The sequence below is a fragment of the Lentzea sp. NPDC020367 genome (assembly GCF_044387305.1).
In the GTDB taxonomy this organism is placed as follows: domain Bacteria; phylum Actinomycetota; class Actinomycetes; order Mycobacteriales; family Pseudonocardiaceae; genus Lentzea.
This window is the reverse complement of record NZ_JBIRVV010000017.1, coordinates 109,158-128,755: the sequence shown is the minus strand read 5'-3', so window position 1 is coordinate 128,755 and position 19,598 is coordinate 109,158. Positions and strand designations below refer to the sequence as shown.

22 protein-coding genes and 1 tRNA gene are annotated in these 19,598 nt (G+C 68.3%); 15 read left to right on the top strand and 8 right to left on the bottom strand.

Annotation, left to right across the window (positions count from 1 at the left end; all coding sequences use genetic code 11):
- The first annotated feature begins 260 nt into the window (after positions 1-260).
- The 3 genes from ACH413_RS41585 to ACH413_RS41575 are packed head-to-tail and all read left to right on the top strand — an operon-like array spanning position 261 to position 1,373.
- Positions 261-557, top strand: coding sequence for a hypothetical protein (locus ACH413_RS41585; protein WP_360045945.1), 297 nt, complete (start codon positions 261-263; stop codon positions 555-557).
- 30 nt (positions 558-587) lie between these two features.
- A complete protein-coding gene (locus ACH413_RS41580; RefSeq protein ID WP_360045943.1) occupies positions 588-863 on the top strand; it encodes a hypothetical protein in 276 nt (91 codons plus the stop codon).
- A gap of 9 nt (positions 864-872) precedes the next feature.
- Positions 873-1,373 carry an NUDIX domain-containing protein gene (locus ACH413_RS41575; protein WP_093594499.1) on the top strand — a complete coding sequence of 167 codons (501 nt, stop codon included), beginning with the start codon at positions 873-875 and terminating at the stop codon, positions 1,371-1,373.
- On the opposite strand, the gene ACH413_RS41570 is transcribed toward ACH413_RS41575, so the two are convergent.
- Both ACH413_RS41570 and ACH413_RS41565 read right to left on the bottom strand, forming a co-directional pair.
- Positions 1,359-1,919 (bottom strand): nitroreductase family protein, encoded by a 561-nt coding sequence (locus ACH413_RS41570; RefSeq protein WP_360045941.1) that lies wholly within the window; start codon positions 1,917-1,919, stop codon positions 1,359-1,361. The genes ACH413_RS41575 and ACH413_RS41570 overlap by 15 nt on opposite strands.
- Complete coding sequence (locus ACH413_RS41565) at positions 1,919-3,142, bottom strand: hypothetical protein (protein ID WP_360045939.1); 1,224 nt, start codon at positions 3,140-3,142, stop codon at positions 1,919-1,921. Before ACH413_RS41565 ends, ACH413_RS41570 begins: the two co-directional genes overlap by 1 nt.
- 104 nt (positions 3,143-3,246) lie before the next feature.
- Between ACH413_RS41565 and ACH413_RS41560 the strand changes: the two genes are divergently transcribed.
- The 7 genes from ACH413_RS41560 to ACH413_RS41530 all read left to right on the top strand — a co-directional run bounded on the left by ACH413_RS41560 (position 3,247) and on the right by ACH413_RS41530 (position 11,630).
- Entirely contained in the window at positions 3,247-4,512 is a 1,266-nt protein-coding gene (locus ACH413_RS41560; protein ID WP_360045937.1) for an aspartate kinase, read from the top strand.
- Positions 4,509-5,573: an aspartate-semialdehyde dehydrogenase gene (locus ACH413_RS41555; RefSeq protein WP_360045935.1), complete on the top strand. Its 1,065-nt coding sequence runs from the start codon at positions 4,509-4,511 to the stop codon at positions 5,571-5,573. The genes ACH413_RS41560 and ACH413_RS41555 overlap by 4 nt, the downstream gene beginning before the upstream one ends.
- 44 nt (positions 5,574-5,617) lie before the next feature.
- Entirely contained in the window at positions 5,618-6,181 is a 564-nt protein-coding gene (locus tag ACH413_RS41550; RefSeq protein ID WP_360045933.1) for a hypothetical protein, read from the top strand.
- On the top strand, positions 6,178-7,650 hold the full coding sequence (locus tag ACH413_RS41545; protein ID WP_360045931.1) for an ADP-ribosylglycohydrolase family protein: 1,473 nt from the start codon (positions 6,178-6,180) through the stop codon (positions 7,648-7,650). Before ACH413_RS41550 ends, ACH413_RS41545 begins: the two co-directional genes overlap by 4 nt.
- 172 nt (positions 7,651-7,822) lie before the next feature.
- On the top strand, positions 7,823-9,229 hold the full coding sequence (locus ACH413_RS41540) for a gluconokinase (RefSeq protein WP_360045930.1): 1,407 nt from the start codon (positions 7,823-7,825) through the stop codon (positions 9,227-9,229).
- A 38-nt stretch (positions 9,230-9,267) separates the two neighbouring features.
- Positions 9,268-10,458 carry an MFS transporter gene (locus ACH413_RS41535; protein ID WP_360045928.1) on the top strand — a complete coding sequence of 397 codons (1,191 nt, stop codon included), beginning with the start codon at positions 9,268-9,270 and terminating at the stop codon, positions 10,456-10,458.
- Positions 10,455-11,630 (top strand): MFS transporter, encoded by a 1,176-nt coding sequence (locus ACH413_RS41530; RefSeq protein ID WP_360045926.1) that lies wholly within the window; start codon positions 10,455-10,457, stop codon positions 11,628-11,630. The genes ACH413_RS41535 and ACH413_RS41530 overlap by 4 nt, the downstream gene beginning before the upstream one ends.
- Here ACH413_RS41530 and ACH413_RS41525 read toward each other — a convergent pair.
- A complete protein-coding gene (locus tag ACH413_RS41525) occupies positions 11,606-12,658 on the bottom strand; it encodes an alpha/beta hydrolase (RefSeq protein ID WP_360045924.1) in 1,053 nt (350 codons plus the stop codon). The two genes, ACH413_RS41530 and ACH413_RS41525, sit on opposite strands and share 25 nt — an antisense overlap.
- A gap of 65 nt (positions 12,659-12,723) precedes the next feature.
- Between ACH413_RS41525 and ACH413_RS41520 the strand changes: the two genes are divergently transcribed.
- The 3 genes from ACH413_RS41520 to ACH413_RS41510 all read left to right on the top strand — a co-directional run bounded on the left by ACH413_RS41520 (position 12,724) and on the right by ACH413_RS41510 (position 14,298).
- Entirely contained in the window at positions 12,724-13,299 is a 576-nt protein-coding gene (locus ACH413_RS41520; RefSeq protein ID WP_319976083.1) for an NADPH-dependent FMN reductase, read from the top strand.
- Between the two features lie 83 nt (positions 13,300-13,382).
- Positions 13,383-13,805: an organic hydroperoxide resistance protein gene (locus ACH413_RS41515; protein WP_360045922.1), complete on the top strand. Its 423-nt coding sequence runs from the start codon at positions 13,383-13,385 to the stop codon at positions 13,803-13,805.
- 16 nt (positions 13,806-13,821) lie between these two features.
- The gene (locus tag ACH413_RS41510) at positions 13,822-14,298 is read left to right on the top strand and encodes a Dps family protein (RefSeq protein ID WP_093594463.1); all 477 of its coding nucleotides are present in this window, start codon (positions 13,822-13,824) and stop codon (positions 14,296-14,298) included.
- A 60-nt stretch (positions 14,299-14,358) separates the two neighbouring features.
- On the opposite strand, the gene ACH413_RS41505 is transcribed toward ACH413_RS41510, so the two are convergent.
- Positions 14,359-16,173, bottom strand: a complete 1,815-nt coding sequence (locus tag ACH413_RS41505; protein ID WP_360045920.1) for a prolyl oligopeptidase family serine peptidase — start codon at positions 16,171-16,173, stop codon at positions 14,359-14,361.
- 251 nt (positions 16,174-16,424) lie between these two features.
- Here ACH413_RS41505 and ACH413_RS41500 point away from each other — a divergent pair, with 251 nt between their 5' ends.
- On the top strand, positions 16,425-16,904 hold the full coding sequence (locus ACH413_RS41500) for a GAF domain-containing protein (RefSeq protein ID WP_360045918.1): 480 nt from the start codon (positions 16,425-16,427) through the stop codon (positions 16,902-16,904).
- Here ACH413_RS41500 and ACH413_RS41495 read toward each other — a convergent pair.
- A complete protein-coding gene (locus ACH413_RS41495; protein ID WP_360045916.1) occupies positions 16,897-17,193 on the bottom strand; it encodes an antibiotic biosynthesis monooxygenase family protein in 297 nt (98 codons plus the stop codon). The two genes, ACH413_RS41500 and ACH413_RS41495, sit on opposite strands and share 8 nt — an antisense overlap.
- Before the next feature lie 10 nt (positions 17,194-17,203).
- Positions 17,204-17,434 carry a hypothetical protein gene (locus tag ACH413_RS41490; RefSeq protein WP_360045914.1) on the bottom strand — a complete coding sequence of 77 codons (231 nt, stop codon included), beginning with the start codon at positions 17,432-17,434 and terminating at the stop codon, positions 17,204-17,206.
- A 412-nt stretch (positions 17,435-17,846) separates the two neighbouring features.
- Between ACH413_RS41490 and ACH413_RS41485 the strand changes: the two genes are divergently transcribed.
- Positions 17,847-18,401: an SMI1/KNR4 family protein gene (locus ACH413_RS41485; RefSeq protein ID WP_360045912.1), complete on the top strand. Its 555-nt coding sequence runs from the start codon at positions 17,847-17,849 to the stop codon at positions 18,399-18,401.
- 87 nt (positions 18,402-18,488) lie between these two features.
- On the opposite strand, the gene ACH413_RS41480 is transcribed toward ACH413_RS41485, so the two are convergent.
- Together ACH413_RS41480 and ACH413_RS41475 are read right to left on the bottom strand one after the other, a co-directional pair.
- Positions 18,489-18,562: transfer RNA gene (locus tag ACH413_RS41480), tRNA-Pro, on the bottom strand.
- 19 nt (positions 18,563-18,581) lie between these two features.
- Positions 18,582-19,535 (bottom strand): metallophosphoesterase, encoded by a 954-nt coding sequence (locus ACH413_RS41475; RefSeq protein ID WP_093594444.1) that lies wholly within the window; start codon positions 19,533-19,535, stop codon positions 18,582-18,584.
- Between the last annotated feature and the right edge of the window lie 63 nt (positions 19,536-19,598).

Sequence of the window (19,598 nt, the reverse complement as noted above, 5' to 3'; positions counted from 1 at the left end):
GGGTGTCAACTCGACGAAAAGCGTGTCGAGTTGACACCCCTACTCATGTGCAGCAAGAGCTATGGCACGACTCGTGACGAAGCCACCCCACCCGGACCGCACGGTAAAGACGGCTCGCCTTCGGCTTCGCGGCTGTCGCTGGTCCAGTCGGCCGCGTCGTTGCTCGGAACGGCGCAACCGTTTGATACGCCCAGGTCACGATTGCTGAAGATGGTCAGTTGGCAAGTTTTGACGCGCGCGTACCCGGGAAAAGTTCATGTATGTCCAGATTACGTACCACCAGTGGCCGCGGCACGGCTTCCCGCGTGATCAGCGGCATCGGCGCGCTCTTCGCATTCATCGAAGTGCTGTACATCCTGATGATCGTGTTGGGCGCGAACCAGGCGAACGCGTTCTTCAAGTTCATCCAGTCCCTGGCCGAGCCCCTTGCTCTGTTCTTCCCGGGTCTCTTCAACACTGGCAACTACAACCTCGACGTCTTCCTCAACTACGGTCTTGCCGCCGTGTTCTGGCTGGTCGTGACCGGATTGCTCGCGCGTGCGGTGTCACGCTACTGAGTAGTAGATTCCGGCGGTATGCGGACGCGTGTGGTCGGTATCGCCGCCGGAGTTGTCAGTTGGGTCGGCCTCGCGCTGGCGGTCGTGCTCGTCGTTCACGTCGTGCTCACCGTCGGCGGGGCCAACCCGGACAACCCCATCACCAGTACGGTCAAGTCCCTGGCCGAGCCGTTGGCGCTCGCGTTCAGGGACCTCTTCTCGCCCGAGGACGCCAAGTTGCGAGTGATCGTCAACTTCGGCCTCGCCGCCCTGTTCTGGCTGGCCGTTCGAGCGATCGTCATTAAACTCGTGAGGCGCCTGAACTAGGTTCGAAGCATGGCGCGCGACGACTTCTGCAACAGCTGTGGCTCTCAGTACGCCGACACGGCCGCGTACCCGCGAAGGTGCGCCAGTTGTGGGCACATGGTGTGGGCGAATCCCTCGCCGGTCGTGGTGTTGCTCGTCCCGGTGAAGGACGGGCCGCGGACCGGGCTGCTCACCGTGCGACGGGCGATTCCGCCGGTCGGCGAGCTGGCGTTCGTCAGCGGGTTCATGGATCGCGGTGAGTCCTGGCAGCAGAGTGCCGTGCGCGAGCTTGAAGAAGAAGCCGGCGTGCGCATCCCGCCGGACGACCTGCGGCCGTTGCACTTCGTGTCCACGCCGGATGGCGGGACGGTGCTCATGTTCGCCACCGCGCCCGCGATCAACGCCGAGGACATGCCGCCGTTCGTGCCCAACGACGAGGCTTCCGAACGGGCGATCATCTTCGAGTGCGTGCCGTTGGCGTTCCCGCTGCACAACGACGTCGCCACCAAGTACTTCTCAACTGAACTCTGACTGGCCCCACGTGCCGGTGAAGACCGTCTCGGACAGCGGCAGGCGCTTGCGTTCCCGCTGTTCGCGGGCCTGAAGGTCCTCCGGGAGGTCGGCGAGCGAGCCGTGCCGCCCGAGGGCCATGGAGACCAGCGGGCGGACGTCGCCAGGCATGCCGAACGCGGCGTGCGCGGCTGCTTTGTCGAAGCCGCCCATCATGTGCGCGATCAGGCCGAGGTCGACGGCCTGGAGCGCCATGTTCTCCATGGCGAGGCCCAGGCCGAACTCGACGTTCGGGATGTCGCCGCGGTCGTCGGTGGTGAGCACGCACCCGATCAGCAGCACCGAGGCGCGAGGTGCCCAGCTCTTGTTGCCGCGCGTCAGGGTCTCGACGATCGCGTCGAACGTCGGCGTGCCCCGGTGACCCACCACGAACCGGGCCGGTTGGCTGTTGCCGTGCGACGGGGCCCAGCGGCCCGCCTCCAGCACGGTGCGGAGTTCGGAGTCGGAAACCGTTGCGTCAGCGGAGAAAGCGCGAGGACTCCAGCGCTTCGAGATCAGCTCGTTCATCAGATCGCATACTGCCAAACGGCCAGGGAGTAGGCGCCGAACCACGCGCTGAACAGCGTCGCCATGCCCAGGACCGTCAGGACCGTGGACGGACGGCGCCGCGCGAGGACCAGGGCCAGGGGAAGCAGCAGGGTGAACGCGGGCAGCAGCAGGCGGGCCTTCGAGTTCATCAGGCCGTTCGAGCCGAGGTCCATGGCCAGGACGCCGATGCCGTAGACGATCAGCGGCCACTCCAGGCGGCGCTGGAACGCGTAGAAGACCAGGACGATGGCCAGCACCAGCAGCCAGACCGTGCCGGTCTCGAGGATCGAGCGCGGGTTGCCGAGGTGGCCCCAGGCGAACTCCCAGGTGGCCGCGCCGCCGTCGAACTTCGAGCCCCAGCCCCGTTGCTGCACGCCGAACCAGCCCATGAGGTCGCCGGTGCGGACGGCCACCCAGCCCAGGTAGCCGAGCAGGCCGAGCGGTGCGACGACGCCGCCGGCCCAGGCCCGCCAGTCCTTCCGGTCGGCGATCACCGCGACCAGCGCGGCCAGGCCGACCGCCACGATCAACGCCGCCGCGGTCGGACGGACCAGGCCCGCCGCCGCGCAGCAGACACCGGCGAGGATCCAGCGCTTCTTGACCACGCCCACCAGGGCCCAGACGGCGAACGCGCAGAACGTCGCCTCGGAGTAGGTCATCGAGAGCACGACGGCCATCGGGGACGCCGCGAAGAGCGTCACGAAGATCAGGCCCGTGCGGTTCGAGCCGTCGCGGACCACCCGGCCGAGGACGAACAGGCCGTAGGCGCAGAAGACACCGCTGATCAGGCTGACGGCGAAGGCCGCGCCGATCACGTCCACGCCCGGCAGGCCGTCGACCCACCTGATCAACGCCGGGTAGCCCGGGAAGAACGCGAGCGGGGTCTCGGCGGTGCGCCGGCCGAACGCGTCGTACGGGGGTGACGGGACGCCGTTGTAGCCGCCCGTCGCGATGCCGAGGAACCAGTCGCCGTCCCACGACTTCAGGTTGTCGACCGACGTGTCGGCCTTGCCGGTGAGCTTGTTCTGGTACTCGACGACCAGCTGCAGCACGAACAGACCGACCTGGCGGACGATCAGGTAGATCAGCGCGGGAGCCGTCCAGAGCGCGGCCGGATGTCTGAGCGCCTCGGCCGTCCGTGAGCGCGCACTGCTCTCCTGCACGGCTGCTGGGGCCTCCACGACATCGGCGCTCGACGACACCCGGACAGAGTAGTCACGCGCGTCACGGCTCCAGAGTCTCACCAGGTGGTCCGGGTAGGCTGCCTTCGACGTGGGGTTTTAGTCGCGCGAAGGAGGTCAGGTCGGTGGCGCTCGTCGTCCAGAAGTACGGCGGTTCATCGGTTGGAAGCGCCGAGCGGATCAAACGCGTGGCCGAGCGCATCGTCGCGACCAAGAAGGCGGGGAACGACGTCGTTGTCGTCGTGTCCGCCATGGGTGACACGACTGATGAGCTGCTCGATCTCGCCCGCCAGGTCTCGCCGGTGCCGCCCGCGCGTGAACTCGACATGCTCCTCACATCCGGTGAGCGCATCTCGATGTCACTGCTCGCGATGGCGATCAACTCGCTCGGTGCCGAGGCGCGCTCCTACACGGGCTCGCAGGCCGGCGTGATCACGACGTCGGCACACGGCAAAGCGCGGATCATCGACGTGACACCGAGCCGGATCCAGGACGCGATGGCCGAGGGGGCGATCGTGATCGTGGCGGGCTTCCAGGGCGTCTCCCAGGACTCGAAGGAGATCACGACGCTCGGCCGTGGCGGCAGCGACACCACAGCGGTGGCGCTCGCGGCCGCGACCAAGGCCGACGTGTGCGAGATCTACACCGACGTGGACGGCGTCTACACCGCCGACCCGCGCATCGTGCCGAACGCGAAGAAACTCGACACGATCACGTACGAGGAAATGCTCGAGATGGCCGCCTGTGGCGCCAAGGTGCTGATGCTCCGCTGCGTGGAGTACGCCCGGCGCTACAACGTGCCCGTGCACGTCCGCTCTTCGTTCAGCAACAAGACCGGAACCATCGTGTCCGGTTCAGTGGAGGACCTTCCCGTGGAACAGGCGATGATCACCGGCGTCGCGCACGACCGGTCCGAGGCCAAAATCACCGTGACGGCAGTTCCCGACCACCCCGGCATCGCGGCCAAGATCTTCCGCGTCGTGGCGCAGTCGGAACTCGACATCGACATGGTCGTGCAGAACGTCTCGCAGGCCGCCTCCGGCCGCACGGACATCACGTTCACGCTGGCCAAGGTCGACGGCCCGCGTGCGGTGGCCGCGCTGGAGAAGGCCCGTGGCGAGATCGGGTTCGACCAGGTCCTCTACGACGAGCACGTCGGCAAGGTGTCGCTGATCGGCGCGGGCATGCGCTCGCACCCCGGCGTCACGGCGACGTTCTGCGAGGCGCTGGCCACGGCCGGCGTCAACATCGACATCATCTCCACCTCGGAGATCCGCATCTCGGTCATCTGCCGCGACACCCAGCTCGACGACGCCGTCCGTGCCCTGCACGACGCGTTCGACCTGGGCACCGACGAAGAGGCCGTCGTTTACGCAGGGACTGGACGATGACCGCCCCCGTTCTCGCGCTGGTGGGCGCGACCGGTGCCGTGGGCACCGTGATGATCGACATCATCAACACCCGTTCTTCCGTGCCGTGGGGCGAGATCAGGCTGATCGCGTCCCCGCGCTCGGCGGGCAAGAAGATCAACGTGCGTGGCCAGGACGTCACGGTCATCGCTCTGTCGCCCGAGGCGTTCGACGGCGTCGACATCGCGATGTTCGACGTGCCGGACGAGGTTTCCGCCGAGTGGGCTCCGATCGCCGCCGAGCGCGGTGCCGTCGCGATCGACAACTCCGGCGCGTTCCGGATGGACGCCGACGTGCCGCTGGTCGTGCCCGAGGTCAACGCCGACAAGATCAACGACCGTCCGCGCGGCATCATCGCGAACCCGAACTGCACGACGCTGTCGATGATGGCGTCGCTGGGCGCGCTGCACCGCGAGTTCGAGCTCAAGGAACTCGTCGTGGCCTCCTACCAGGCCGCTTCCGGTGCCGGTCAGTCCGGCATCGACCGCCTGTACGCCGAGATCGCGGCGCTGGCGGGTAAGGAGGCGGGCGTGTCCGCCGGCGACGTGGCCGAGGCGCTCGCCGCCGCCGGTCTGTCCGCAGAGGACTCGCCGTTCCCGGCTCCGCTGGTGCTGAACGTGGTGCCGTGGGCCGGTTCGCTCAAGGACGGCGGCTGGTCGTCCGAGGAGCTCAAGGTCCGCAACGAGGCCCGCAAGATCCTCGGCATCCCGGACCTGAAGGTCTCCGCGACCTGCGTCCGCGTCCCGGTCGTGACGACCCACTCACTGTCCGTCCACGCGACGTTCGCGCGCGAGATCACGGTCGAGGCCGCGCACAAGATCTTCGAGTCGCAGCCGACGATCGTGCTGGTCGACGACCCGGCCGCGCAGAAGTTCCCGACGCCCGCGGACACCGTGGGCGAGGACCCGACGTACGTGGGCCGCGTGCGTCAGGCGCTGGACTTCCCGAACACGCTGGACTTCTTCGTGTGCGGTGACAACCTGCGCAAGGGTGCCGCGCTGAACACCTACGAGGTCGCGGAAGAGCTCGCGAAGCGCCTCTAGATCATCGCTCCTGTCGCCGTCGGGCCCGGTAGGGTCTGACGGCGATGGGGGAGATCGAGTGGGTGAGGCCGCCTCGGCTCGCAGAGGTCGTGGCCGCCTATCAGGGTTTCGCTTTCGGCGCGGGTGTCCGAACAGGACTCGTCGGCCAACTGGTCGCGTGTTCGGCGGAGGATCCGGCCGCCGCCCTGGCGCAGTGGGCGTCCGAGCCCGCCGTCCAGCCCGACCTGGTGTCCTGGCAAAGTGCCCGTGACCTGGTCAAGAACAGCTATCGCGGCAAGATCAGGTCGCAGGGGTCCGGTGCGTTGATCTGGGCGTTGCCCGCCGCCGCGCAACGGCTCGGCGAGGACCGGATCCGCGAGTTGGTCGAGCTCACCCACGGCCCGGACTCCGCGGCCGCCGACTCCGTGATCATGCTGGCCTCGCACCTCTTCACGCCGTCGAAGCTCGAGCCACCGGACGCTGACGTCTTCACGGCCGCGGGTGCGCTGGCGCAGGCCGTTCGTGGTGAGGGTCGTGGGGTCGCGCGGGCCATCGCGGGCGCACTGGAAGGCGGACCCGAGCACGAAGTCCGGCTCGTCGCCGAAGAGCTGTACCGGAGGTCCTGGTGAGGGCGTTGGCTCCGATGGAACAGCTCCTGCACGAGTACGAGGCCGACGTGAACGGCTTCGGGCACCACGCCGCGCACGGTGAGCTGCTCATTCCCGGCGAAGTCCTGATGAGCGACCGCGAGGTCCTCGACGTCTACACGGACGAGTCCCGGCTGCCGGCGGGCGTCGAGCAGTGGATCCGCCTGCCGTTGCACACGGTCCTGAGCAGGCTCATCTCGAGCAAACCGAAGCTGCACTTCAACCCGGGTCTGCCGTTCGAGGCCGAGTTCGACTTCGTGGAACTGGCCGACGCCGCCGCGCAGCACATGCGGATCTGTGGATGCGGGGAACGGCCGACCGCCACGCGGGAGGCCAGTCGCTGGGTCGACGGCGAGGGCCGCCGGTTCTTCGTGGTGCCGCACAAGGACAGTTCGCGGTTGCGCGGCTGCCTGATCGGGGGCGCGATCGGTGACGCGCTCGGCGCGAACACCGAGAACCTGCCGATGGAGGTCGTCTACGAGCGCCACGGGCCGGACGGAATCACGGACCTGCCCGAGAAGCCGGACATCACCGACGACACGCAGATGACGCTGTTCACGTTCGAGGCGATCATCCGGTCGCGCGTGCGGCAGCGGATCACCGGCGAGCGCGAGGTCACCGGCATCACCCAGAACGCCTACCAGCGTTGGCTGCACACGCAGAAAACGCCGTGGGACAAGGCCCGTGGCATTCATTCCACTGTGGACGAACCGGACGGCTGGCTCGTCTCGCACCAGGAACTCTTCCGCATGCGGGCGCCGGGACTCACCTGCACGAGCGCGTTGCAGGAGTACGCCCGCACCGGCGAGCAGGCCACGATCACCAAGCCCGCCAACAACTCCAAGGGTTGTGGCGGCGTCATGCGGGTCGCGCCGGTCGCTCTCGTCGACGACGATCCGATGGTCGTGTTCGCGCTGGCGGCGGCCAACGCGGCACTGACGCACGGCCACCCGAGCGGCTACCTGTCGGCGGGCGTGTTCGCCGTGCTGGTGCACCAACTGTTGCGCGGCAAGGGTTTGCCGGACGCATTGGACGTCGCTGTCGACTCGCTCGTCCGACGCGAAGGCCACGAGGAGGTCGTCGCTGCCATCGAGCACGCCGTCGAACTCGCGGCCCTCGGCTCACCGAGCGTGGCGCGCGTCGAGGAACTCGGGCGTGGCGGTGTCGGCGACACAGCACTCGCCATCGCGTTGTACTCGGTGCTGGTCACCGACGATCCGAACGACGCGCTGCTGCTCTCGGTCAACCACGGCGGCGACAACGACTCGACGGCGTCCATGTGCGGCAACCTCGCCGGCGCGTTGCACGGCGTCGAGAAGATCCGTCCGGACTGGGTCGAGCGCGTGCAGTTCCGCGAGGTCGTCGACCGGATGGTGGCGGACTGGGAACTGGAGACCAGCCAGGCCGCGCCGGTGGGACAGGAGTGGTTCGTCCGGTATCCGCCGTCCTAGGGCCTGTATCGAAGTCTGGTCCGCGATAGCCGGGCCCGAGGCGGCCCCTGGCGGCACGGCCGGACGGCCCACATACAACACCGGTATGCGGGCCGTCCGGCCGCACCACCAGGAACCACCTCAAGCGCGACTCTCATCGAACCAGACTTCGATACAGGCCCTAGGGTGGGTCATGCTCGTTCTCGCGGTGGACCTAGGCACGACGGCGACCAAGGTCGTGGCGGTGGACGCGCAGGCTCGTGTCGTCGCGTCGACCGAACGCGCCTATCCGATGCGCACCAGCGGTCTCGAAGCCACGCACGACCCGCGGCAGGTGCTCGACGCCGCGTTCGACGCCATCCGCGAACTGGCTTCGGAGGACGTTCGCGCGATCGCGTTGACCGGCGCGATGCACTCGATCATGGGCCTGGACGCGGACCTGACGCCGGTCACGGACGCCCTGAGCTGGGCCGACAACCGCGCGGTCGAGCAGACCGAACGCCTGCGGGGCACGGCAGAGGGACGTGAGCTGCACCAGCAGACCGGCGCGCCGATCCACTCGTTCACGCCGCTGATGAAGCTCGCCTGGTTCCACGAGAACGGCGTCCGCGCCGCGAAGTGGTGCGAGATCAAGGACTTCGTGCACCTGCACCTGACCGGCTCGTTGATCAACGAGCACTCGTCGGGCTCCGGCACGGGTCTGATGAACATCCACACCCTGCAGTGGCACGAGCCGTCGCTGGAGTTCGCCGGAGTCACCGCGGACCAGTTGCCGCCGCTGGTCGAGCCCACCCACTCGACGCCGCTGACCGCCGAGATCCCCGGACTGCGGCCCGGCATTCCCGTGATCGTCGGCGGTGGCGACGGGCCGTTGGGCAACCTCGGCGTCGGCGCGGCCACCCCGGGAGCCGGCGCGGTCTCGCTCGGCACGTCGGGCGCGCTCCGCGTGGCGCAGCAGGGGCCTGGTGTCGACGAAGAGGGCCGCACCTTCAGCTACGCCATCGGCGAGGGCCTCTGGGTCCGTGGTGGCGCGATCAGCAACGGTGGCGTGGTCGCCCAGTGGGCCGCGGAGACGTTCAACGTCCCGGTCGGCGAGCTTCTCTCCCAGGCCGCCGACGTCGACTCGGACGGTCTCGTCGCGCTGCCGTACCTGCTGGGCGAGCGAGCGCCGTGGTGGGATCCGACCGCGCATGCCGCGTTGCTCGGCCTCCGGCGCGAACACACCCCTGCGCAGATCACCAAGGCACTGGTCGAGGGGGTGTGTCAGCAACTGGCGCTCGTGCTGGACGCCGTTCCGCAGGTCGACTCGCTGAGGATCACCGGCGGTGCGTTCCGCGCCCCGATCTGGGCCCAGACGCTGGCGAACACGCTCGGCATGCCGTTGCACCTCACCGAGGACAGCGGCGGTTCTGCCGTGGGGGCTGCGCTGCTGGCGTGGCGGGCGCTGGGTGAGATCGAGTCGCTGACCGTCGACCTGGTGCAGCCGACGCAGACGATCACACCGGACGAGGACGCCATCGAGAGGTACGCGAACGCACGGCCGTTCGTGGTGAAGGCGTACCGGGCGCTGGAAGAGCTGTACGGCGAATCACATCGTTAGCAAAGAAAACCTTTTGCCATCCGAGTGAGGATGGCTCTGTGGACCTCGCCCCCTTCAAGCACGTGCTGATGCTGCCCAGAGTCCGTCCGTTCGCACTGCTGATGTTCTTCGCGAGGATGCCTCCGGCGGCGACCGGCGTGATCCTGACGCTGCACGTCGCGGTCACGCTGGACCGGGGCTACGGCGCGGCGGGCCTGGTCGGGGCGGCGGGCACGATCGGCATGGGGCTGGGCGCACCGCTGATGGGCAGGCTGATCGACGAACGCGGCCTGCGGTCGATGCTGGCCGTGAGCGTCACGGCCTCGGCGGCGTTCTGGCTGACGGCGCCGCTGATGGGCTACTGGACGTTGCTCGTGACGTCGTTCTGCGTCGGGCTGCTCGGCGTGCCGATGATGTCGATCGGACGGCAGGTCATCACCGCGCTCGTGCCGGAGAGCCGGCGCCGGGTCGCGTTGTCGGTGGACTCGATCTCGGTCGAGCTGTCGTTCATGGGCGGGCCCGCGCTCGGCGTGTTCATCGCCACGACGTTCTCCACGAACGCCGCGCTGCTGTTCATCGGCGTCTCGATCCTGGTCGCCGGAGTGCTCCTGTACTGGGCGAACCCGCCGATGGTGCACGAGGGCGAGGTCGTCGACGGGCCGCAGCCCCGCGTGTTCGAGTGGATGCGCGGACGGATCGTCGGCGTCTTGGTCGTGTGTGTCGGCGCGACGGTGTGCCTCGCGGGCATGGAGGTCTCGGCGATCGCGTCGCTGGAGCACATCGGCAAGCAGAGCTGGCTCGGCGCGGTGTTCTTCGCGATGTGCGCGGCGTCGATCGTGGGCGGCCTCGTCTACGGCGGCGTGAAGCGGGTGCCGAGCGTTCTGGTGTTGCTGGTGCTCATGGCCGCCCTGGAGATTCCGGTGGGTCTGGGCGACGGCAACGTGCTGCTGCTGTGCCTGCTCCTCGTGCCGATGAACCTCATGTGCGCGCCGTTGATCGCCGCGTCCGGTGAGCACATCAGCAAGCTTGCGCCGCCCACGGCCCGTGGCCTGGCGCTCGGTCTGCAGGGGTCGGCGTTCACCGTGGGCAGCGCGATCGGAGCGCCGATCGCCGGTGTCGCGATCGACAGCGGGGGAGCGCCGGCCGGGTTCGCGATCGTCGGCGTGATCGGGTTGCTGGTCGCGGGCGTCGCCTGGCTGCTCGCCCGGCAGAGCAAACCGGTTGCCACCGGGGTGACGATGTCCTCGTGAACCTCGCCCCGTTCAAGTCGGTCCTGGCACTGCCGGGGGTTCGTCCCCTGATGCTGCTGATGCTGTTCGCCAGGATTCCCCCGACGGCGGCGGGCGTGACGGTGACGCTGCACGTGGTCACCACGCTCGACAAGGGCTACGCGGCGGCCGGCACGGTGGGTTTCGCGACCATGATCGGCCTCGGCCTCGGGTCGCCGTTGATGGGCAAGCTGGTCGACAGCAAGGGCCTGCGGTTCGTGCTGGCGCTCAGCCTGCTCGAAGGCGCGTTCTGGCTGACGGCCCCGCTGATGGACTACTACGTGCTGCTCGTGCTGGCGTTCGCCAACGGGCTCGTGGCGGTGCCGGTGATGTCGATCGGGCGGCAGGCGCTCACCGCGATCGTGCCGGAACCCCAGCGCAGGCCCGCGTTCTCGCTGGACTCGATCTCGGTCGAGCTGTCGTTCATGGTCGGGCCCGCGGCGGGCGTGCTGATCGCGACGAAGTTCTCGACCGGCACGGCGCTCGTCGTGATCGGCCTGGCGATCCTGACCGCGAGCGCGGTGCTGTTCGCCGTGAACCCGGTGCTGCTGCACGAGGACGATGTCATCGAGGGCTCGCCTCCCCGGCTGCGGGAGTGGCTGCGCGGGCCGATGATCGCTGCGTTGATCATCCCGTTCGGCGCCACGATGGTGTTGTCCGGCATGGAGATCTCGGCGATCGCCTCGCTGGAGCGCACGGGTCAGCAGAGCTGGCTCGGGCTGATCTTCTTCGTGATGTGCGCGGCGTCGGCGCTGGGCGGGCTCTTCTACGGAACTCTGCGGCGCGTGCCGACTGGTGTGGTCCTGCTGGCCTGCATGGCGTTGCTGGAGATACCGGTCGGCCTCGGCGACGGCAGCGTGTGGCTGCTGGCGCTCGCGTTGATCCCGATGAACCTGGCGTGCGCACCGACGATCACGGCGTCATCCGAGTTGATCGCCAAGAGTGCGCCACCGACGGCCCGCGGGCTGGCTCTCGGGCTGCAGGGATCCGCGTTCACGTTCGGTGTCGCCGCTGGTCAGCCGCTCGCGGGGGTTGCTGTGGACCACAGCGGACCCCCGCTCGGCTTCCTCGTCGCCGGAGTGGCCGGGCTCGTGATCGCGGGCCTCGGCTGGGCGTTCTCGCGGCAGCGTCAGGCGGTCTCGGCCACGTCCTGAGCGGAGTTGGCCAGCGCGAGGCCCGTGCGGAGCGCGCCCACCGCCTCGGACACGGCCTCGCGGAAGATCCCGCCGACGCCGAGCACGTTCGCGAAGCCGTGGAACAGGCCCTCGTGCCTGCGCAGCACCACCGGCACGCCCTCGGCGGCCAGCCGTTCCGCGAAGGCCTCGCCCTCGTCGCGCAACGGGTCGTAGCCCGCGGTCGCGATGTAGGTCGGGGGCAGCTTCGACAGGTCCTCGGCCAGCATGATCGACAGGCGCGGGTCGTGCCGGTCCTTGCCGCCCTCGCTGTACTTGTCGAGGAACCAGTCCATCTTCTCGTCGGTCAGGAAGAACCCGTTGCCGAAGATCTCGCGGGACCGGCGGCGCACCGACGCGTCCACGCCGGGGTAGAAGAGCAGCAGGAACGCCAGGTCGATCTCGGCGGCGTGCGCGGTCACCGCGGCGAGGTTGCCGCCCGCGCTGTCTCCGCCCAGCGCGATCCGCTTCGGGTCGATGCCCAGGTCCTCCGCCTTGGCGATCGCGTACCGCAGCACCTCGGCGGCGTCGTCGGCCGCGGCCGGGAACCGGGCCTCCGGGGCGAGCCGGTAGTCGGCCGCCAGCACGCGGACACCGGCCTCCCTGGCGAGGAAGCGGCACAGGTTGTCGTGGCTGTCGAGGCTTCCGGTCACCCAGCCGCCGCCGTGGTAGAAGATCAACAGCGCTGAGCCGCTCGCGAGGCCGTCCGGCGTGTAGAGGCGCCCGGCGAACTCCCCGATCGTGAGCTCCCGCGCACCCACCCCGGTGATCTTCGGGCCGGCCACGAGCTTCGAACTCAACTCCAGGTCCAGTCGGCTCTCGGATGCTGTCTTCGTGCGCCACTCCGTCCCGGACAACTGCTGGAGCCTGAGCAGCAGCTGCGCCTCGGGGTGCAGGTCCTGGCCGTCCAAACGGATCGGACTGCCGGCGATGAGGCGGCGCACAGGGCCGGGGAGACCGAACGCGAAGCGCAGAGCACCGGCCATCACGGCCGCCTGGAAGTTCGACATGTGTTGCAGGTTACTCGCGAGTAGTGCTGGATCTCCAGGTATCTGGAGGTGGAAGGATCGTTGTCATGACGGTGACGGTGGTGGGCATCGGGGGCTCGATCAGGTCCGACTCGCAGTCCGAGCGGGCGCTGCGAGTGGCTCTGGAGGGCGCGCGCGAACTTGGCGCGCAGACGATCCAATACAGCGGCCCTGACCTGGTGCTTCCGTTCTACGACCCGTCGGTGCCGGACCGCACGGACATCGCCATGAAGATGGTCGAGGACCTGCGCAGGTGCGACGGCGTGATCGTCGTGTCGCCCGGCTACCACGGCACCGTGTCCGGCCTGGTCAAGAACGCCCTCGACTACATCGAGGACCTCCGCGACGACGACCGCCCGTACCTCGACGGCCGCGCGGTCGGCACCATCACCGCCGCGTACGGCTGGCAGGCCGCGGTGAACACGCTCGCGGCAGTCCGCTCGATCGTGCACGCGCTGCGCGGCTGGCCGACGCCGCTGGGCGCCGCGATCAACTCCGCGCAGGTCAAGTTCGACGGCGATGGTGCCTGCTCAGACGCCGACGTCGACCGGAACCTGCGGGTGATCGGCCGCCAGGTCGCCGAGTTCGCGCTCCGGCAGGCGTCTCAGTTGGACGTGAACTGAGTCACGACGGGGCATTTAAGTCGTGCGCGATGCGTTCTCCTTCAGTGAAAGGCAATTAGCCCACTGACTCAAGGGAGAGCGGAATGGAAGCGCTGTACACGGCTGAGGCGACTGCTTACGGCGAAGGCCGCAACGGCGAGGTTCGCTCGTCCGACGGTGTGATCGACGAGGTCCTGTCGGTCCCCAAGGAGATGGGCGGCCCCGGCGGCGACGCGACCAACCCGGAGCAGTTGTTCGCGGCCGGTTACTCGGCTTGCTTCAACTCCGCTATCGCAGCCGTCGCGCGCGCCGGGAAGATTCAGGTCCCGTCTTCTGAGGTAACCGCCAAGGTGGGGATCGGCTCCAACGGCGCCGGCGGCTTCCAGCTCGCCGTCGAGCTCGCGGTGAAGATCCCCGGACTCGACCAGGCGGTCGCGGAGAAGCTCGTCGAGCAGGCCCACCAGGTCTGCCCGTACTCCAACGCGACGCGCGGCAACATCGAGGTGGCGCTCACCGTCACCGTCTGAGGAGGCGCGTTTCACCATGGCCAAGAACCCGATCACCAGCCCACTGGCTGACGCCGACCGCGACGCGGTGGGCAAGATCCTGCAGGCGACGCTCGTAGACCTCGTCGACCTGTCCCTGATCGGGAAGCAGGCGCACTGGAACGTGATCGGCAAGAACTTCCGCAGCGTCCACCTTCAGCTCGACGAACTGGTCGTACTGGCGCGCAACGCCGCCGACCAGGTAGCCGAGCGAGCGGCCGCTCTCGGCGTCACGCCGAACGGCACGGCGAAGACCATCGCCGCGTCGTCCGGCGTGCCCGAGATCGCGTCCGGCTGGCTGAAGGAGGACCAGGTGGTCGAGTCGATCACGACTTCCCTGGCGTCGCTGATCTCCCGCATGCGCACCCGCATCGACGAGACCGACAAGCCCGACCTCGTCACCCAGGACCTGCTGATCGGCATCACGCAGGAGCTGGAGCAGGCGCACTGGATGTGGCAGGCGCAGTCGGCCTAGCTCGGCAGCGCGACGGATGGCCCGCTCCACTGTGGAGCGGGCCTCGTCCGTTTCCGGGACCTACTTCGCGCCCAGGTGCCGCCGGGCGAAGTCCACCTCGGCCGCCGTCTGACGGATCGTCTCGGCGACGACCAACGAGCCGTGGCCCGCGTCGTAGCGGTACATCTCGTACGCGTGGCCGCGGGCCGCGAGTGCGTCGAGGTAGTTGTCGATCTGCCTGATCGGGCAGCGCGGGTCGTTCTCGCCCGCGAGGATCAGCACGGGCGCGGTGACCTGGTCGACGTACGTGAGCGGCGAGCACTCCTCGTAGAGCTCGGGCAGTTCCTCCGGGGAGCCGCCGAACAGCGCGCGGTCGAACGCCCGCAGCGGTTCCATCTCGTCCTCGTAGGCGGCGAAGTAGTCCGCCACCGGGACGCCCGCGACGCCGACGGTCCAGCGTTCCGGCTGGGTGCCGATGCCGAGCAGGGTCAGGTAGCCGCCCCACGAGGCGCCGTTGAGGACCGACTTCGACGGGTCGGTGAGACCCGACTCGACCGCCCAGTCGTGCACGGCGGCGATGTCCTCGAGCTCCGTGATGCCCGGACGGCCCTCGATGGCGTCACGCCACTTCGAGCCGTAGCCGCTGGAGCCGCGGTAGTTCACGTGCACGGTGGCGAACCCGGCGTCCAGCCACACCGCGCGGTAGGCGGAGAAGCGGTCCTCGTCGGAGGAGTGCGGGCCGCCGTGGATCAGGAAGACCGTCGGGAACGGGCCTTCGCCCTCCGGCTTCGAGACCAGCGCGTGCACGTCGCCGACGAACACGTCCTCCAGCGGCGCGGACGTCGCGGGCTTGGCGCCGGCGGGCTCGACCAGCACGCTCTCGGTGCCGTCCGTGGCCAGCGCGCGGATGACCGTGGACCTCTCGGCGGACGACCAGGAGTACTCGATCGTGCCGTCCGGGCGCACGCCCGCCGAGCCGATCACGCCGGGCGCGGTGTCCAGAGTGGACAGTTCGCCGGTCGCGAGGTCGTAGCGGTGCGCGGTGTTGCGGGCGTGGTGGGTGTGCACGATCAGCAACGCGGACGCGTCCGGGTACCAGTCGGCGGAGACCTCGCCGGGCAGGTCGAGGACGATCTCCTGCTCGGTGCCGGCGGCGACGTCCCAGATCAGCAGTTCCTCGCGGCCGCGGCGCTCGTGCAGCACCAGCAGCCGCTGGTCGCCGCGCACCGGGCTGAACGAGATGGCGTCGAGGCCCTTGCCCTTGCCGTCCCACTTCTCGGCGATGGTCTCGCCGTTCTCCGCGTTGAGCGCGCGCAGCGCCATGTGCCTGTTGTCGCCGTGCTCGGAGTGCGCGATCACGACGATCGACTCGTCCTTCGACAGCGCGGTGACGCCGGCGTCGTTGACGTGCTGGTAGAGCACCTCGCTCTTGCCGTTGCGCGCCAGCCACACCGTGGTGCCGTCGTCGGTCGACGCGGCCACGGCCGTGACGGTGCGGCCGATCTCCAGACCCGCCGGGTAGCCGGGGGTCACGTCGGCGACCGCGGGCTCCGCCTTGCTGCCGTCGGCCTTGAACGGCTCGCGCACCCAGACGCCGAACTCGTCGCCGTCGTGGTCGTCGAACCACCAGATCTCGGTGCCGTCCGGGTTCAGCGTGGCGTGCGACGTGCCGTTCGGGCGGTCGGTGACCTTGCGGTGCTCGTCCGTCGCGCGGTCCCAGGAGTAGATCTCCCACACGCCGCTCGCGTTGGAGACGTACAGGGTGCGGTCCGGTGCGTCGTCGGCCCATCCGGGCAGGCTCATGCGGGGAGCGGTGAACCGCTCACGCCACCGGGTCTCGGCGGCCGGGTCCTCGAAGAGCTGTTCCGGAATGTCGGGAGAAGGGTGCGTCGTCACGGTTCAACACTAGAGTCAGTGGCCGGTTCCAGGGGGAATCCACGTGACACGACCACCACAGTGGGGTGCGCCACCGCTGCCGCCGAAGCCCGCGCAGCCCCGCCGGCGACGCGTCCGGCCGTGAAGCGGTGGATTGTTGCAAAGCATCAGCAATCTTTGTCGCAAGGTCACCGACCGCGGAACCGCCGCTGATTAGTTGAATCGAGTCAGAGATTCTAGGTGTGGGGACGAGCGCGAGTTAACGTGGATGCATGTCCGAAACGATGGATCGCCTCGCCGGGGCCGCCACGTTGGAGGAAGTGCAACGCGTCGTCCGCACCACGGCCAGGTCTTCGCTGGCCGCGCACGGTGCGACGCTGGTGCTGCTCGACGGCGACCTCTGCTACTACGCCGACGAGGATTCGATGAGCCCGCTGTGGAAGGGCCAGCGCTTCCCCGCCGTGAACTGCATCAGCGGATGGGCGATGTTGAATCGTCAAACCGTGGCGATCAGGGACATCCGCTTCGATTCGAGGATTCCTCAGGAAGCGTATCGGCCGACTTTTGTGCGAAGCCTGCTGATGGCCCCGATCCTGCGCCCGGAACCGCTCGGCGCCATCGGCTGCTACTGGGCCGTCCCGCACACCGCGACCCCCGCGGAGACCGAGACGCTCGAGTCACTGGCCCTGGCCGCCGGCGAGGCACTGGAACGCTTCCCGGAAGGCCTGCCCGCACGGGGCTTCATCAGCTGACGTTCTGGAGGTGCCGCAGCGTCAACGGACGCTGCAGGTACTCGTCCTCGTCCGGGAACGTCACCGGATCGGTGCGCCAGCCAGGCCCGGCGTAGTTCTCCAGCGCCTGCTCGTCCCGCCACCGGCTCACGTACTGCACGCGCAGCGGGTCGTCGAGGTCGACGAGCACCTCGTGTCCCATCAGTCCGTCGTAGATCTCGGGAAACGTCTCGACGAGATCCCGCACCCGTGCGACGAACTCCTGCTCCCGGCCCGGCTTCACCAGAGCCTCCGACACCCGCGTCAGCATGGTGCCGAGCTTATTGCCGCCCGAGCTCCTCCTCGAAGATCCGGTCGACCTGCCGCGAAGCCCGTGACAGCGCCCGAACCGCGAGGTAAACGACGATGAGACCGACGGCCACAATGGCCGTCACCCAGGCAGAAGTGAACATGTAGACGATCCCCAGGGACTGCAGCACCACAATTGCTTTGGCCGCTATGACGATCCACGACCTGGAAGCAGCATTGGCGGCGGAGGCGGAGTCCATCACTGATATCTCCCGGCTTTATTCAACGACGGCTGAACCACAGCCTTCGTCGTTTGGATCAAGACTCCCGTTACGCACTGTCAGTTGAACCGTCAACCTTCACTCGTAAGGGTTAACGCTACGTGGTCGTTCCGTATAATTTGGTCCGGAACGATGCCGCAGTGTCATGCAACGACGGTGGCGTCTACGGCTGCTCGTGTCGAGACGCGTCACTCGATCGGGTGGCTTATCGGGAACGTTGATGACTTTTCGCGGTGATCTCGAAGGACCTTCGACCCTGTCTGCGAAGGGACCTTCTGGTCGACTTGTCGACAAACAAAAGGCGAGACAAATTCACGACGAAAGAAAATGCCCTGATTCCAGTCTGAGATGGAATTGAGCCGAGATCGGGCCGGCCGTGCGAGATGATCTGGGCGTGAACTGGTCCCGAGTCGACGCCTGGCTCCGCTCTCACATGCCTGAGTTGCACGCCAAGTTCCTGCCTCCGGCCACCGCGACCGACGTGGCGGCTGCCGAGGAGGCGATCGGTGTGCCGCTGCCGGCCGACCTGGCGGCGTGGTGGATGGCGTGCGGCGGCCTGACGAACGTGGACTACACGCCGATCATTCCGAAGTTCCACAGCCCCGTCGGCGTCGGCCAGTCGCTGGAGGTCCGCGAGACGATGATGGAGATCCGGCGCGAGGTCGCGATCGATCCGGACGTCGACGGGTACGAGGCGCGAAAGCTGGCCGAACCCGCCGGGTCGCCCATCGGAGACCTGTGGCTGCCGCTCTTCGTCCCGATCGCGGTCAACGCGTCCGGCAGCTACCTGTTCGTCGATCTGCGCGAGGGGCCGCTGCGCGGGTGCGTGATGCCGTTCGACAACGTCGAGGGCGCGGACGAGGAGCCGCTCTGGAAGAACGTCGCCGCGATGCTCGACGCGACGGTCGAGTGGCTTGAGGGCGACTTCCCCGCCGAGTGGCGGGCATGAGATTCGGAAGTCGCCCAAAAATGGCTGCAAAAACAAATCAGCTCCCATCCGCATTTCTGCGAACAGGAGCTGATTCGTGTTATTCAATCGGGGTGACAGGATTTGAACCTGCGACCTCTTCGTCCCGAACGAAGCGCGCTACCAAGCTGCGCCACACCCCGGCTGGGAACATGTAGAACTCTACATCATGTCCGCGCCAGCTCCGAATCGGACCCCCTCATTTCGCCCCTGACCAGGCGTAACGGGCCGCGGAACCAAGGTCAGCAGGGAAGCCTCCGGAGGGCAGCAGAACCGCACCGGCGCGTACGGCGAAGTGCCCATGCCGGCGGACACGTTCATCCACATGTGCGAGCCCCAGCGCGAAACTCCGCGGGCGCGGCCGCGGTCCAGTTCGCAGTTCGTCACCACTGCGCCGTAGAACGGGATGCGGAGCTGGCCGCCGTGCGTGTGGCCCGCCATCACGAAGTCGTAGCCGTCGGCGGCGAACGGGTCGAGCACGCGCGGTTCCGGGGAGTGCGTGACGCCCAGGCGCAGGGCTGCCGACGGGTCCGGGGCGCCGGCGATGTCGGCGTAGCGGTCGCGCTTCAGGTGCGGGTCGTCGAGGCCCGCGCAGAAGATGGCCTGGCCGTTCACCATGATCGTCTTGCGCAGGTGCGTGAGGTCTTCCCAGCCGCGCTCGATCATGCCGGCGCGCAGATCGCGCCACGGGAGCGTCACGCCGTGGATGCGCTTGGTCTTGGCGGACGGCAGCAGGTAGCGGACCGGGTTCTTGAGCCTCGGCGCGTAGTAGTCGTTGCTGCCGAAGACGAACACGCCCGGCTTGTCGAGCAACGGGCCGAGCGCGCGCAACGTGCCGGGGACGGCGTCCTTGTGTGCGAGGTTGTCGCCCGTGTTGACCACGAAGTCCGGGTTCAGGTCGGCCAGCGCGGCCACCCAGCGCTGCTTCGACACCTGGTTCGGCGTCATGTGCAGGTCTGAGATGTGCAGCACGCGGATCGGCTTGGCTCCGGGGGACAGGACCGGCACCGTGGCGGTGCGCAGGGTCCAGTGCCTTCTCTCGATTCCCGCCGCGTACGCGACGGTCGCGGCGCCGAGAGCGGTCGTGGCGAGGAGGGCGCGGCCCAGCTTGTTCACGCGTCAAGGGTACGGAAGGGCGTTAACTCGATCGGCGCGGCATCCGGAGGGCGGTACCGTTCT

Coding starts and splice junctions, on each gene's coding strand:
- ACH413_RS41555 (WP_360045935.1), top strand. CDS start 4,509: ATGACCGCCCCCGTTCTCGCGCTGGTGGGCGCGACCGGTGCCGTGGGC.
- ACH413_RS41520 (WP_319976083.1), top strand. CDS start 12,724: ATGACGGTGACGGTGGTGGGCATCGGGGGCTCGATCAGGTCCGACTCG.
- ACH413_RS41515 (WP_360045922.1), top strand. CDS start 13,383: ATGGAAGCGCTGTACACGGCTGAGGCGACTGCTTACGGCGAAGGCCGC.
- ACH413_RS41575 (WP_093594499.1), top strand. CDS start 873: ATGGCGCGCGACGACTTCTGCAACAGCTGTGGCTCTCAGTACGCCGAC.
- ACH413_RS41525 (WP_360045924.1), bottom strand. CDS start 12,658: ATGTCGAACTTCCAGGCGGCCGTGATGGCCGGTGCTCTGCGCTTCGCG.
- ACH413_RS41510 (WP_093594463.1), top strand. CDS start 13,822: ATGGCCAAGAACCCGATCACCAGCCCACTGGCTGACGCCGACCGCGAC.
- ACH413_RS41500 (WP_360045918.1), top strand. CDS start 16,425: ATGTCCGAAACGATGGATCGCCTCGCCGGGGCCGCCACGTTGGAGGAA.
- ACH413_RS41540 (WP_360045930.1), top strand. CDS start 7,823: ATGCTCGTTCTCGCGGTGGACCTAGGCACGACGGCGACCAAGGTCGTG.
- ACH413_RS41585 (WP_360045945.1), top strand. CDS start 261: ATGTCCAGATTACGTACCACCAGTGGCCGCGGCACGGCTTCCCGCGTG.
- ACH413_RS41550 (WP_360045933.1), top strand. CDS start 5,618: ATGGGGGAGATCGAGTGGGTGAGGCCGCCTCGGCTCGCAGAGGTCGTG.
- ACH413_RS41495 (WP_360045916.1), bottom strand. CDS start 17,193: ATGCTGACGCGGGTGTCGGAGGCTCTGGTGAAGCCGGGCCGGGAGCAG.
- ACH413_RS41570 (WP_360045941.1), bottom strand. CDS start 1,919: ATGAACGAGCTGATCTCGAAGCGCTGGAGTCCTCGCGCTTTCTCCGCT.